Raw genomic sequence first — 13,165 nt, forward strand, 5'->3', positions numbered from 1 at the left:
TTTTGTTGAACTTTGTGGTTGTTCAGATAGAATATAATGAACCCTTTGATTAAACGTCAATGATGACTATCATTGTTTTTTGTGACCGGAAAGTTTATATAGCAGGCCAGTTTTTTTGCGGAGGGAGAAAGCATATGGCAGTCGAAAATTTGGAAATTTCTTTGTCAGAGTTGAATTTCGATACTTTTGCTAAGGATAGCGATAAATCTAAATTAAATTCAGAGGTGGTTAACCAACGATTGGACGAATTGACTTCAGTTGCCGGTAAATTGGTAGATCCCACATTGCTCTACGAAATTTGCCCCGTCAGTGTTAAGGATGGCAGGCTTCTTTTTTATGCGGGAGATAAAGTATTCTCCTTAGACATCAATGAGGGTTTATCCGAATTAACCCATGCCAAGGAAGTTGTCATAGGTTTAATTACCCTAGGTTCGGCCATTGAATGGGAAATACGAAAATACAATTCCGAAAACCAATTGCTGACCTCGTATCTTTTAAGTGAGATTAGCATATCCATAATGGGGCAACTTATTGCAAAAACGAAAAAGATGATTATGGATTTGGCCCGCTCCAAGGATTGTTGTGTGAGCTTAGTTCATATTCCCGGCTCCACTCCAGGGCTGTCTCTATCGATACAACCCTTCATATTAAATGTCTTGAAAGGCGAAAATAAAGGTATTACGGTAAATCAACATATGATGATTGAGCCATTTTATTCGGTTACTTTCTTGGTTGGCATTGGAACAACATATAATAATCACGATTTATACCCCAAATGTCCGGGTTGTTCTCGTGCAAAAAGCTGTGCGTGGAGAAACCTTTAAGGAGTGGTAGGCGTGCAATTTCTAAAACGTTTTGACGAATCTAAAACAAAGGAATTAATGGATGAGGTTCGCGGAAGAGTAGAGGATATATTGGATCAGATTAGGCTGGAAGGTTGGGATGCCCTGGCCAGGATATGCGAGTCCTTGGATGGATTTGCACCTTCAAAGATAAAACCAGATGAAATCCAAGAAGCTTGGCAAAAATTGTCCACTGAGATGAAAGAAGCCTTAAAAGTTGCAGAGAAAAACATCAGGTCCTTTCATAGGGCTCAAAGAGAAATATTAAAAGACTTTACATGCGATATAGACGAAGGGATAAAGGCGGGAATGAGATTTGTGCCCGTAAAAAGCGCTGCCATCTATGTTCCCGGAGGTAGATACCCCTTGCCCAGCACGGTTTTGATGGGAGTAATACCTGCACAAGAAGCCGGAGTAGAAAGGATTGCGGTTTTAACTCCTCCCGGCAAGGAAGGCAGGCCTAATTCGGTTACGCTTGCCGCTATGGGAATGCTTGGCATAAAAGAAGCATGGGCAATTGGAGGTGCACAGGCAATAGCGGCCGTTGCCTTTGGGGCTGGCGATATAAAACAGGCGGATATCGTCGTCGGGCCAGGCAACGCCTATGTTACAGAGGCTAAAAGACAAGTTTTCGGCATTGTTGGCATAGATGGGCTGGCCGGTCCGAGCGAAGTGATGATAGTTGCCGACAGCAATGCAGATCCTAAGTCCCTAGCCGCCGACATGGTAGCCCAACTCGAACACGACCCCAGCGCAAGGGCTATGCTATTGACCACAGATGAATCCATTGCCAAAAGGGCGATAGGAGAAGTTTATAAACTGCTTAATAATATAAGCACTTCATCCGTAGCTTCTGTAGCGTGGGAAAATGGTGGCGCTGTCGCTGTAGGTACATTAGAGGAAATTTCACGGATGGCCAATGAGATTGCTCCGGAACATCTGGAACTGGCCGTTGAAAAGCCTGAATCCGTGCTTGAGCTTTTTACTTGCTACGGCGCTGCCTTCCTTGGAAATTATTCTCCCGTACCCTTTGGTGATTATATAGCGGGCACAAACCATATTTTGCCAACAGGAAGGTCGGCAAAATTCCAAGGTGGATTATGGGTTGGCACCTTTCTTCGCCCTCTGCAGCATTTATATGCCTCCAAAGAGGCAGCCCTCAACCTTGCACGGCATGGAGCAAGAATTGCCGATGCTGAGGGTTTAGCTACTCATAGCCTGTCTATGCGCATGCGTGGTCTGTATTGACGGGCTAAAAATCAAGGGAGGTTTAACTTGTCTTTGATTGCCCTTACGTCGTCGTATATTCTTCCAATTGCGTAAAGAACTATCCCGTTAATGCATATGGCTATCCCGGATGGGATCGTCACTATTGGTATCATGATCAGAATTCCTAAGATTATCCCTACTATCCCGATCATTCTTAACGTTTTACCCATCTAAAAGCCTCCCTGGAAAATTATTTGTTCATTGTAAATAATATTATCCTCGATCGGTCATAAAAAATGTACACCAATTTTTTTCTTTGTGGTATATTTGTAGCTAATTTGCCCCATTGAACCGCCTGGGGTATATATTGCATCGTCGGTTTGTTTCTTTTTATAATAACATTTTGGAGGTGTTGGACGATGAAAGTCAGAAAGATTGTAGTATTATTGATTACCCTGTTGTTCTTAAGTAGCGTTGGATCTTTTGCTTTTGCCGCGAAAAGCGATTGGCCTCAGCAGTTGAGGTTCCCCTCTGGTCCTCCTGGAGGTACGTGGTTCGCTTTAGGAGGTGCCATTTCGGATATGTGGACCAAAAACGTGATCCAAGTTGGTAGCGGCAGCGGTGGGGGAACGAGCAACATTGTCAATGTTGCGAGAGGCCAAGCGGATCTTGGGCTTTCCGTGACATCTGCTTTGGGTGCAGCAGTCAAAGGTATAGACCCTTTTAAGGAGCCCGTTAAGGGGACAAGTCTTTTCGCAAACCTTTACAGGCAGTATACCTATTTTATTATGCGTAAAGATTATGCCGAAGCCCAGGGCGTCAAGTCCGTCAAGGATATAGTTGAGAAGAAGCTGCCCATTCGTTTTGCCACGTTGAAGCCTGGCACTTCTTCCGAAATGGCAATCCGCGGTATTTTCGAAAGGGGTTATGGTGTAACCTGGGATGATATGAAAAAATGGGGAGCATCGATACAGTTTGCATCCTATTCGGATGGCGCTGATCTGTTGGCAGACAACCATCTGGACTGCTTTGCCTTTCAGGTAGGAAGAATATCTCCTGTAATTATGGATATCGAAAGTCGGGTTGACGTAGTTTTGCTTCCTGTCGACGAGGAAGCCCGCAGTGCCATGTCGGAAGTATATGGCACCACAACATTTAATATAGAGGCGGGATTATATAAGGGAGCACAGGAGCCGGTGCCTACGGTAGGTGACTATACTTGTATTGTTGTAAGAGATACCCTACCCGAGGATTTGGCATATGAACTTGCGAAAGCACTGTGGGAAAACAAGGAAAGTCTGGCGGAAGCCTTTGCCGATATCAAGGAATTAAATCCCACGGAAGCAATCACCGAAGGAGTGCCGGCTCATCCCGGAAGCGTAAAATTTTGGTCGGAAGTTAAATAAAGATATTAATTGCAATTTATATTGGGCGGATAGCTTTTACTATCGTCCGCCCAATTAATTTTTGCAAGTATAAAGGGTGATGAAGCTTGAGGAGTTTTGCTGGTCCTTTGAGATCTTTTGTTTACGTATATATAGTGTGTATGGGATTGTTTCATCTTTATACAGCCGTATTTGGATCTCTTGAAGCCTATTTACAACGAAATGTGCATTTACTGTGGGTATTACCTTTGACATTTTTGTTATTTCCTCCAACAAAGCAAAGTCCAAAGGATAGAGTTCCCTGGTTTGATTGGTTGCTGGCTTTTTTGGCCACGCTGCCGGGTTTATATGTAATATTTAATTACGAATCTATAATTTATAGAATGATCCAAGTTGATCCTGTAACCGTTACCCAGATAGTAATGGGGACATTGCTTGTTGTTCTTTTACTTGAAGGAACGCGACGGGTGGTGGGTTTGCCTTTAGCGATTATTGGGGCACTTTTTGCTTTGTACATGTATTTTGGTCATTACATGCCCGGAATATTTAGAGCCTATCCTTTTTCCTTTGATAGGATCATAGAACATTTCTATCTCACCGATGAAGGTATCTTTTCCTCCCCCTTGGGCATATCGGCAACTTACGTTATGATCTTTCTGATATTTGGAGGATTTTTGGAGAAATCGGGGACAGGCGCATACTTTATGGAGTTGGCTGAGGCATTTGCAGGGCATTCTCCTGGCGGGCCGGCTAAAATTTCTGTCTTAAGTTCGGCGTTTTTTGGCTCCATATCTGGATCGGCAGTGGCCAATGTTTATGCGACCGGGGCTTTTACAATACCTCTTATGAAACGGACGGGATATTCACCAACCTTTGCAGGTGCCGTCGAGGCGGTTGCCAGTACGGGCGGGCAAATAATGCCCCCTTTAATGGGAGCAGGTGCTTTTATAATGGCAGCCTTTTTAGGGGTTCCTTATAGGAATATCATGATTGCTGCTTTCGTCCCGGCGGTTTTGTATTACGTAGCCGTGTTGGTGATGGTGCATATTAGGGCCTTGAAGATAGGGTTGAAAGGTCTTCCCCGTGAAGAACTTCCGTCGCGTGCCAACGTCATCAAGAAATCGTATCTTCTAATTCCCCTCGGCGGATTGGTCGTGATGCTTCTATATGGTTACACGCCCATGAGAGCGGCTGTCATTAGCATAGCCTTGGCCTGGGTAATGTCTCTTTTCGATAAACACCATCGCATGGGTCCAAGGGCAGTCATCGATGCCATTCACGACGGATCTAAAAACATTTTTATCGTTGCCATAGCATGTGCTACTGCTGGAGTTGTTGTCGGTTCTGTGACTCTAACGGGTTTTGGCTTTAAAGTCGTAAGTTTTATATTCTCCTTGGCCATGAACCTTCCGTTTTTGGCGCTATTGTTAGTAATGGCACTCTCTATTATTCTGGGTATGGGGCTTCCTACCACTGCAGCATATATAGTAGCATCGGCATTGACAGTTCCCGCTCTTGTTAAATTAGGGTTTACGGCTTTGGCGGCAAATATGTTTGTGTTTTATTTCGCAGTTATATCTAACATCACGCCTCCCGTTGCATTGGCTGCCTATGCCGCCAGTTCCCTTGCAGGTGCCAATCCTGATAAGACTGGATTTCAGGCGATGAGGTTGGGTCTTTTGGCTTTTATAGTCCCCTTCGCTTTTTGTTACGATGGCGGTCTTTTATTGCAGGCCAATGCAGTTTACGGCATATTGGCCCTTCTGGGCGGCTTATTTTCTGCCGTTGCATTAGGTTGTGCTTTGGAAGGCTATTCAAATAAGCCAATAGGTCTTTTATTAAGAAGTTTGTTTTTGGTTTTCGGTGTATGTTGTCTGTGGCCTATGGCTACAATAAAATTAATTAGCATTGTGGCTATAATAACGCTTTTTGTCCTTGCTCGAAGGGGCAGCTTTTATAAGAACGATATTTGATGCTAGGTTAAGAGATAAAGTCAGGGTGCTGAAACAAGGGGAGATAGATGTGGATACCATAAATTATGAGCAGTTTGTTGCTGTGGATATGAGAGTGGGGAAAATAGTGAAAGTTGAATACAACGAAAAGGCCAAAAAGCCTGCGTATAAATTATGGGTCGATTTCGGCGGCGAGATTGGAGTTAAGCAATCTAGCGCCCAAGTCACAGAGCTTTATTCGTCTCAGGCTTTGCAGGGAAGATTGGTAGTCGCTGTTGTAAATTTCCCCCCGAAAACTGTAGCGGGCTTTAAAAGCGAGATCCTGATCCTTGGCGTTCCCAATGAGGAGGGAAAGGTGCTTTTGTTATCCGTGGACGACAACCCTCCTTTGGGGTCGAGAGTGTTTTAATTTTGGTGCATTACCGATCGTGATGGATTTTTGGGTAAAGGAACTCTCAAAATTTTAAAGTTAAAAAGTACTTGACTTATGTCAAATAAGGTGTATGATAAATTTGTCGATAGGCGCCATCGACGAGAAAAAATTTTTAAAACGTGTATTTAGGAGGCAACATTAGTGAAAACACAGGGTACAGTCAAATGGTTCAACGAGTCCAAAGGTTATGGTTTCATCACAGCAGACGGCGGTAAGGACGTTTTCGTTCATTACAGCGCAATCCAGCAAGATGGTTTCAAAACATTAGCTGAAGGTCAGAGAGTTTCTTTTGAGATAGTCCAGGGAAGCAAAGGGCCACAGGCTTCTGAAGTATCGGCTCTATAAATCTTAAAAACTAAGATAATATAAGCCTATCGCAGAGGTGCCCCATATTGGGGGGCACCTCTTAAATTTTGTGTGATAGCATATAAATTAAGGAGCCCTTTTATTTTGTCCCCTTAATTTCATTGGAACGTTGGTTTTAGATAAAGGGGACGTTTATCGTTTTTTATGATTGAGAGTTAGTGTCGATATTACGAGCTGCGTTAATAACGAGTTCTTGGACGAATTTCTTGCGTTCATTTTCATTGTTTATGCTAATATAGTCATTAAGTACATCGAATGTGTCCAGTCTTGCTGATTCAACAATCTGGGTGAACATATCAATGATCTCATTGGTATGCTTGTTGATAAATCTTTTCTTGGTTTTTTCCAGTTTTTCTTGTGTTTTAATAATCATTTCCTCTATAGTGCTTCTTCTTCGTCTTCTACCTCTACCTTCCGGCAATTTAAACCCTCCTTTTCGAATTAAATTTTGGACCTATTATACTATCATGAGACAATTAAATCTACATGCATCGCAATATTTTTTATTTTTTTTATAGATATTGAAATGAAATATAAAGAAATCGATAACATTAATTTCAAGATGTCATACACAAAAATGTCCCTTTGCAATCATCTATCTTCTAGTAACTCTATATTCCCTCATGATTTTTTACAGTAACTAGCTTTTTATTTGTTCCCTGTGGTGTAAGCCAGTGAGTTCAGAAACCATAAATGTGAATATAATCCCAGTGCCTGGTTCATTAAGTTTTCCAATGTCGACAATGGCATCATATATTGCCTTATATTTGTTGACTTCGCTGAGTATTAATATAACCTCCTTAGAGGCTTCGATGCGAAGGTTAAAAAATCTCAAGGCTTCTGATTGACCGGTCCCTCTTCCGTAGAGGATAGTCGCACCTTTGGCCCCCGCCTTTTTGGCTCCTTCGACAATTTTGTCGGCCTTGCCTCTTTCTACGATGGCAACAATACACTTGACATCCATAAACATCCCTCTCCCCATTTGCACCAGTATTTATATTTTCGTCAATATGCCTAATATCAATACCGAGATCATGGCTCCTATGGACGTTAGTCCAACAATACCAAAACCGCTGGTTAGTGGGTCGACATTCTCTAGAACTTTTGCCAGACCGATAGCTATTGCCATGTTGATGGGTATATTTACCGGCCCAGTGGTTGCGCTGGCCGAATCCATTGCTATCGAAATAAATTCATCGGGGGTGAATAGTATTAATATTAGAACGAGTAGGAGCAAAAGGGTAATTATTTTTGCATAGGGGATATCGAATAAAATTTTGTATATGCCTATGCCCATCCCGACGCCGAAGCCGACGGCAACCGCGTGTGTCAGCATCTTATGAGGTATTGCTCCTATTGATACTTCTTCCACTTCAAGTGCCAGGGTCTTCAAAGCCGGCTCGACCAGCGTTCCGAAATATCCAATAATAAAAGCAGCTCCTACAATAAGCCATTTATTGCTCATGAATACTAAATTCTCTCCTACCGAATCTCCCAGCGGATGCAGACTCATGAGCACCCCTTTCAAAAAAATATGTAGACCGAATATGCACAATAAAATTCCAAAGATGATATCCTTGACGTTTTTTATTGGTCTTTTTAATATGACCAATTGAAATAATATGAGAATTACAGCTAGAGGCAGTACACTTCTTGTGGTTTCCAAGAAATCCTTGAAATTGGCCAATATTCTCATTTAATACTTTGACCTCCCATGTCATATAATAATGAATATATCATCATGTGTTAAACAATATATCTGAAAAATAATTACTGTCTCAGGGAGAATAGCTTGTTTTAAACATAAGCTTATATCATTAGTTAAAAGCGATCTCTTTAAGAATTGGCGTTTGTGTTGAACATGCTACATTTGGTTTTATTTTTATTGCCGTTCTTATTATATAAGACTTTACGAATATTTGTTATACATGTGCTACATGTGATCTATAGCAGGGGCATGATTTAAAAATGATGTATTCATATTTGCAATGCAATTTTTTTTGCGAGAAGGTTTGCCTCATGGAGATTATAAATTCTTTTAATATACTGATTTTTTATGGCATTTCCTGCTTGCAAAAAGTTTGGATATGTAGCTATACTATGATATAGACTATAAGGTGTAGTCGGGGAAGAGTATATTCGATAAATGTAGAGCTTAATTTACAGGGAGGTCGAATGCTATGGAAGTTCTCAAGGTCTCCGCAAACTCTCAACCAAAATCTGTCGCAGGAGCTATAGCTGCAGTCATGAGGGAGAAGGGTGCAGTGGAAGTGCAAGCTGTAGGTGCAGGGGCAGTGAACCAGGCCGTTAAGGCAATAGCAATTGCCCGGGGTTATGTAGCTCCTAACGGCATTGATCTAATTTGCATACCTGCTTTTGCAAAAATCAGCATAGATGGCGAAGAAAGGACGGCAATTAAGTTTCAACTTGAATCAAGATAATCCTTGTAGATGTTTGGGTAAATCCCCGACGTAGATGCACGAAAAAGCGCGGCATCGTGGTGGCCGCGCTTTTTACTATTCCGATCTTTTGATATCATAATTTTCAATGTCAATAAATATCATCATATGTAAATTAACAGGAGGCGTCGATGCGCTATGGATATAATTAAAGCACCGCGGGGTGTAAGGGATATTCTTCCCGATGAGGCTTGGAAGTGGGCCTACGTTTTAGAGACGTCGAGAAAAGTCGCAGGTTTTTTTGGTTATAATGAAATACATTTGCCGCTTTTCGAACATACAGAACTTTTCTCCAGAGGTATAGGAGATTCGACGGATGTAGTGGAAAAGGAAATGTACACTTTTTTAGATAGAGCGGGTAGAAGCTTAACCTTGCGGCCTGAGCTTACGGCTTCTATGGTCAGGTGTTATTTGGAGCATGGCATGTCAAAGAAGGTTCAGCCGGTTAAACTTTGGAGCGCAGGGCCAATGTTTAGGTATGAGCGCCCGCAAAAGGGAAGATATCGTCAGTTTTGGCAATTAGATGTCGAGGCTCTTGGTTCAGAAGCTCCGGAAGTCGATCTGGAGATCATTGCCTTCGCTATATATTTATTTAATGCGCTTGGCCTTTCCAATCTTGAAGTCGTGATAAACTCGGTAGGATGCCCTGTCTGCAGGCCAGGTTATAGAGATGCATTGAAAAGATATGTGGGAAGTAATTTCGATGCGTTATGCAACACATGTCAAAATAGATTTGAAAGAAACCCCCTCAGGATTTTGGATTGTAAAAACGAAAGGTGTCGTGAAATTATGAAAGATGCCCCGGGTATTGCGGATTATTTGTGCGATGAATGCAGCGAACACTTCAAAAGAGTGAAAGAGGGAATGACAATTCTCGGTATCAACTATAAAGAAGATAAAAATCTCGTTAGGGGTTTGGATTATTATACAAAGACGGCTTTCGAGGTCCTTTCGGGGGAGCTTGGCGCACAAAATGCCGTATGCGGTGGCGGAAGATACGATAACCTTGCTGAAACGATAGGTGGACCTCACGTTCCAGGTGTGGGCTTTGCGGCAGGGATAGAGCGCATAGTGTTGACCATGGAAGGGCAAGGTTGCGATTTTGGCCAGCAACCAGGTATCGATGTATTCATAGTGACAGCTGATGACTTGGCTAAAAATAAGGCATTGAAGTTGCTCTACGACTTGAGGCACGAGCAAATTAGCGTCGATATGGATTACACCGGTAAATCAATTGGCTCGCAGCTCAAGACAGCTTCAAATAGGGAAGCCAAACTTGCCTGCATCTTGGGTGGTGTCGAGATTGAGAAGGGCGTTGTTACCGTAAAAGATCTCAGGAAAGGTTCCCAAAGCGAAGTGGCGAATGATTCCTTGATAGATTACGTAAAGGCAAATTTAGCTGGATAGCTTGGCTATGGAGGCGAATTCAATGTTTGACGCAGTGTTCGATGAAAACTGGAAAAGGACCGTTTATTGTGGCAATACAACCGAAGACCATATAAAGAAAAAAGTTGTTATTAACGGGTGGGTGAGAAAGCGAAGGGATCTGGGTGGCATTATATTCCTTGAGATATGGGATCATACCGGTTTAGTTCAGGTGGTCATTAACCCCGAGACGAACGAATCAGTTCACGAAAGGGCAAAACAGCTGAGAAGCGAGTACGTGGTTGCCATCAAGGGTGTAGTTAAAAAAAGGCCTGCTGGAACGGAAAACCCATCTTTAAAGACAGGTAATGTCGAAATTATAGCCGACGACCTCATGGTGCTATCTCCATCAACTTTGCCGCCCTTCGATTTAAATGAGGCCAGCGCCATCGATGAGAATATAAGGCTTAAATATAGATATTTAGATTTAAGACGTGAAGTTATGCAGAGGAATTTGCGCCTCAGAAGCAAAGCGGCGAATTATACAAGAACGTTTTTGACGGATGCAGGTTTTGTTGAAGTGGAAACTCCGATGTTGACCAAATCGACTCCTGAGGGGGCAAGAGATTATCTGGTTCCGAGCAGGGTAAACCCTGGAAAATTTTATGCTCTTCCCCAGTCTCCACAAATTTTTAAACAAATATTGATGATCTCCGGGTTAGACAGATATTTTCAGATAGTTAAGTGTTTCAGAGATGAAGATTTGAGAGCCGATAGGCAACCGGAGTTTACTCAAATCGATATAGAAATGAGCTTTTTGACGGAGGAGGACATCTTTGAGCTAATAGAGGACTATATGAAGGGATTATTTCGCGAGACTATAGGGGTGGAAATACAAACGCCCTTCCCACGTTTAAGCTATTCAGAAGCAATGGAGCGCTTCGGTTCGGATAAGCCGGATTTGAGGATTCCCTTTGAGATTGTCGACTTAAAAGCAGTCTTTCAGGGCAGAGGTATTAGGGCTTTCGAAGTTGGAGAAAGAGGGGCGATTAAAGGTTTTGTGCTTCCTGGCGGAGCTTCGCTGTCCAGACAAGAGATGAGCACTATTGAAGGGATGGCAAAGGAACTGGGAGCCAAAGGATTGGCTTATTTTCAGCTGGGGAACGAATTGAAAGGTCCCATGGTCAAATTCTTGGACGACGATGGAAAGAGGCTAGTTATAGAAAAATCGCAACTTTCTCAAGGGAACGCTCTATTTGTAATGGCAGATCAAGATAGGAACAAAGTATGCGAGGTATTGGGACAACTTCGTTTAGAAGTCGCACGGAAGTACGATTTGATCGAAAAGGGCAAATGGGCCTTTCTGTGGGTGGTCGATTTTCCTTTATTCGAATGGAGCGAAACGGAAAACCGATATGTTTCCGTTCATCACCCCTTTACGTCTCCTAAAAATGAGGACTTGCACTTGTTGGAAAGCGAACCATGGAAGGTCAGGTCTCGTGCCTACGATATAGTTCTAAACGGTAATGAGGTCGGCGGAGGTTCTATAAGAATACATGACCCTAATGTGCAGGAGAGCGTTTTTAATGTCCTTGGATTGGACGAGGTTGAGGCAAAAAAACGGTTCGGCTTTTTGCTGTCTGCGCTTTCTTACGGTACACCGCCACACGGGGGGATTGCATTAGGGTTTGACAGATTGGTAATGCTCTTGGCCGGTGCCAAATCTATACGAGATGTCATTGCCTTTCCTAAAACTCAGAAAGCTCAGTGTCTGTTGTCCGGTGCCCCATCTTATGTCGACGAGCGTCAACTTGAAGAGCTTCATATTAAGGTAACGGCCACTGATGAGGAGGAAGGTTAAAAAAGTGGGTTCTAGGTGCTTAAAGGGTCGAGGAATTATTCTTGGAGGGATATTTGAAAATTGGATTTACGACTTAAATGGAGATGAAACGTTGAATGGCTTTATCTTTGCCGAGGGTTGGGAAGAAGCAAAACTTATGAATGCTTGGTATGAAAAAAACAAAGACACTTCCGTTTCAGCAATGATATCTGATGAAAGTTTCGTTATTCGTCTTATGGGAATTGAATGTGATGAATCGGGTCATTATAGCTCATCGCGAATTAAGGTGGTGGCAGAATGCGATTTTTAATTATAAAAACCGGCGAGACAGAGCTTCTTAGGGATTCCGCCACAGGAGGCATTTCCGATGGCGAGGTGTTCAGGAGCGGAGTATTGCTTTCTCGTCTTTTGCCAGACAACGAAGTGTATTGGTATGGTGTCCCCGGAAAGTTACAGACGCTCTTTCCTCCTGTAGAAAATTTGCATTTTATAGATACATTGGAAGAAGCCCAAAAACCCGATGTCATTTTTTACCTCGAAAGGACTCAAATCCCTTTCCCTGAGGAGTGGGCATCCAAAATAAAGGGATTTTATTTCGACGGAAACCGTTGGCGAACAAGGCCAAGATTTCCGGAATTGGAGAATTTAATAGATTCAAACGACAACAGTAGGCATTCTCATCCTCACTGGCTTTACAAGTTGTGTGGCATGCAATGGAGAGGCGAGCCCTATTGGTCTTACATCCGTATACAGGGTGGCAATCTCCGTAAACGTCCCTTAGTTGGGTTAAATCCTCGCGTAGGACTAAAGTGGCCACAAAAAGCTTGGCCAATGGAGTGCTGGTGGAGCCTGGCAAAAAAGCTTCAAAGCGCAGGATGCGAAGTCGCGTGGCAGCCGGGAGGAACTATGGTCGGTTATGCCGATTGGATTTATAACCTCGACTTGCTTATAAGCGTCGATACGCTAGGTCTTCACATAGCGCTCGGAGGAAGGGTCCCGGTTATAGGTCTTTTTGGCCCCACTTCTCCAAAGGAGATACCGAAATGGGGAGTAGGGCTCTGGTTATGGGAACGGGGAGGGAAAATGGCTCATTCCGTCGAAAGGGTGTTTTTCACAGCGCAGAGATATCTAAAATCCATAAAGAGCGGCTACGTAAAGGGGGTAATCGGGACATCCCTTTTGGATGACATGTCGTAGCGAGTTCGAAGCGAGCAGCATTGCTCGGGCAAAATCCCCTGTGGATTTACCCTATAAACAGAAATGTAAGGGTTACGGTATAATGTAAACGTATAATCTCGATACTTGCTGGGTTTC

Annotated in this window: 15 protein-coding genes; 11 read left to right on the forward strand and 4 right to left on the reverse strand. The window is 43.0% G+C overall.

The genetic code is table 11. From position 1 onward, the window contains the following. Positions 1 to 134: 134 nt before the first annotated feature. Positions 135 to 824 (forward strand): hypothetical protein, encoded by a 690-nt coding sequence (locus B3N34_RS09135; protein ID WP_273002697.1) that lies wholly within the window; start codon positions 135 to 137, stop codon positions 822 to 824. A 12-nt stretch (positions 825 to 836) separates the two neighbouring features. Further along, positions 837 to 2,090, forward strand: a complete 1,254-nt coding sequence (hisD, locus tag B3N34_RS09140; protein WP_286977209.1) for a histidinol dehydrogenase — start codon at positions 837 to 839, stop codon at positions 2,088 to 2,090. 11 nt (positions 2,091 to 2,101) lie between these two features. On the opposite strand, the gene B3N34_RS09145 is transcribed toward hisD, so the two are convergent. Then, positions 2,102 to 2,281, reverse strand: a complete 180-nt coding sequence (locus B3N34_RS09145) for an EmrE protein (RefSeq protein WP_286977214.1) — start codon at positions 2,279 to 2,281, stop codon at positions 2,102 to 2,104. 189 nt (positions 2,282 to 2,470) lie between these two features. Between B3N34_RS09145 and B3N34_RS09150 the strand changes: the two genes are divergently transcribed. The 4 genes from B3N34_RS09150 (at position 2,471) to B3N34_RS09165 (ending at position 6,166) form a co-directional block, all read left to right on the forward strand. Continuing rightward, entirely contained in the window at positions 2,471 to 3,457 is a 987-nt protein-coding gene (locus tag B3N34_RS09150; RefSeq protein ID WP_286977218.1) for a TAXI family TRAP transporter solute-binding subunit, read from the forward strand. A gap of 86 nt (positions 3,458 to 3,543) precedes the next feature. Beyond that, complete coding sequence (locus B3N34_RS09155; protein ID WP_286977224.1) at positions 3,544 to 5,409, forward strand: TRAP transporter permease; 1,866 nt, start codon at positions 3,544 to 3,546, stop codon at positions 5,407 to 5,409. A 49-nt stretch (positions 5,410 to 5,458) separates the two neighbouring features. After that, positions 5,459 to 5,797: a tRNA-binding protein gene (locus B3N34_RS09160; RefSeq protein WP_286977230.1), complete on the forward strand. Its 339-nt coding sequence runs from the start codon at positions 5,459 to 5,461 to the stop codon at positions 5,795 to 5,797. A gap of 165 nt (positions 5,798 to 5,962) precedes the next feature. Continuing rightward, a complete protein-coding gene (locus tag B3N34_RS09165; RefSeq protein WP_009200335.1) occupies positions 5,963 to 6,166 on the forward strand; it encodes a cold-shock protein in 204 nt (67 codons plus the stop codon). Positions 6,167 to 6,329: 163 nt separating this feature from the next. Here B3N34_RS09165 and B3N34_RS09170 read toward each other — a convergent pair whose 3' ends face one another. The 3 genes from B3N34_RS09170 to B3N34_RS09180 all read right to left on the reverse strand — a co-directional run bounded on the left by B3N34_RS09170 (position 6,330) and on the right by B3N34_RS09180 (position 7,883). Then, complete coding sequence (locus tag B3N34_RS09170; RefSeq protein ID WP_286977257.1) at positions 6,330 to 6,608, reverse strand: F0F1 ATP synthase subunit gamma; 279 nt, start codon at positions 6,606 to 6,608, stop codon at positions 6,330 to 6,332. A 219-nt stretch (positions 6,609 to 6,827) separates the two neighbouring features. Then, positions 6,828 to 7,151, reverse strand: coding sequence for a P-II family nitrogen regulator (locus B3N34_RS09175; RefSeq protein WP_286977259.1), 324 nt, complete (start codon positions 7,149 to 7,151; stop codon positions 6,828 to 6,830). Positions 7,152 to 7,181: 30 nt separating this feature from the next. Then, positions 7,182 to 7,883 (reverse strand): DUF1538 domain-containing protein, encoded by a 702-nt coding sequence (locus B3N34_RS09180; RefSeq protein ID WP_286977262.1) that lies wholly within the window; start codon positions 7,881 to 7,883, stop codon positions 7,182 to 7,184. Between the two features lie 484 nt (positions 7,884 to 8,367). Between B3N34_RS09180 and B3N34_RS09185 the strand changes: the two genes are divergently transcribed. The 5 genes from B3N34_RS09185 (at position 8,368) to B3N34_RS09205 (ending at position 13,048) form a co-directional block, all read left to right on the forward strand. Further along, the gene (locus tag B3N34_RS09185) at positions 8,368 to 8,628 is read left to right on the forward strand and encodes a stage V sporulation protein S (RefSeq protein ID WP_009200339.1); all 261 of its coding nucleotides are present in this window, start codon (positions 8,368 to 8,370) and stop codon (positions 8,626 to 8,628) included. Positions 8,629 to 8,784: 156 nt separating this feature from the next. Next, on the forward strand, positions 8,785 to 10,053 hold the full coding sequence (gene hisS / locus B3N34_RS09190; protein WP_286977277.1) for a histidine--tRNA ligase: 1,269 nt from the start codon (positions 8,785 to 8,787) through the stop codon (positions 10,051 to 10,053). 22 nt (positions 10,054 to 10,075) lie between these two features. Next, positions 10,076 to 11,872, forward strand: coding sequence for an aspartate--tRNA ligase (aspS, locus tag B3N34_RS09195; protein WP_286977280.1), 1,797 nt, complete (start codon positions 10,076 to 10,078; stop codon positions 11,870 to 11,872). Positions 11,873 to 11,876: 4 nt separating this feature from the next. Next, the gene (locus B3N34_RS09200; protein ID WP_273003137.1) at positions 11,877 to 12,161 is read left to right on the forward strand and encodes a hypothetical protein; all 285 of its coding nucleotides are present in this window, start codon (positions 11,877 to 11,879) and stop codon (positions 12,159 to 12,161) included. Further along, on the forward strand, positions 12,149 to 13,048 hold the full coding sequence (locus tag B3N34_RS09205) for a glycosyltransferase family 9 protein (RefSeq protein WP_273003136.1): 900 nt from the start codon (positions 12,149 to 12,151) through the stop codon (positions 13,046 to 13,048). The genes B3N34_RS09200 and B3N34_RS09205 overlap by 13 nt, the downstream gene beginning before the upstream one ends. Positions 13,049 to 13,165: the final 117 nt, after the last annotated feature.

This window comes from Acetomicrobium sp. UBA5826, assembly GCF_002433005.1.
Classification (GTDB): domain Bacteria; phylum Synergistota; class Synergistia; order Synergistales; family Acetomicrobiaceae; genus Acetomicrobium.

What these genes read in the sequence shown, in the direction of transcription:
- B3N34_RS09135 (WP_273002697.1), top strand. Translation starts at nt 135, where the DNA reads ATGGCAGTCGAAAATTTGGAAATTTCTTTGTCAGAGTTGAATTTCGAT.
- B3N34_RS09145 (WP_286977214.1), bottom strand. Translation starts at nt 2,281, where the DNA reads ATGGGTAAAACGTTAAGAATGATCGGGATAGTAGGGATAATCTTAGGA.
- B3N34_RS09150 (WP_286977218.1), top strand. Translation starts at nt 2,471, where the DNA reads ATGAAAGTCAGAAAGATTGTAGTATTATTGATTACCCTGTTGTTCTTA.
- B3N34_RS09175 (WP_286977259.1), bottom strand. Translation starts at nt 7,151, where the DNA reads ATGGATGTCAAGTGTATTGTTGCCATCGTAGAAAGAGGCAAGGCCGAC.
- B3N34_RS09180 (WP_286977262.1), bottom strand. Translation starts at nt 7,883, where the DNA reads ATGAGAATATTGGCCAATTTCAAGGATTTCTTGGAAACCACAAGAAGT.
- B3N34_RS09185 (WP_009200339.1), top strand. Translation starts at nt 8,368, where the DNA reads ATGGAAGTTCTCAAGGTCTCCGCAAACTCTCAACCAAAATCTGTCGCA.
- hisS (WP_286977277.1), top strand. Translation starts at nt 8,785, where the DNA reads ATGGATATAATTAAAGCACCGCGGGGTGTAAGGGATATTCTTCCCGAT.
- aspS (WP_286977280.1), top strand. Translation starts at nt 10,076, where the DNA reads ATGTTTGACGCAGTGTTCGATGAAAACTGGAAAAGGACCGTTTATTGT.
- B3N34_RS09205 (WP_273003136.1), top strand. Translation starts at nt 12,149, where the DNA reads ATGCGATTTTTAATTATAAAAACCGGCGAGACAGAGCTTCTTAGGGAT.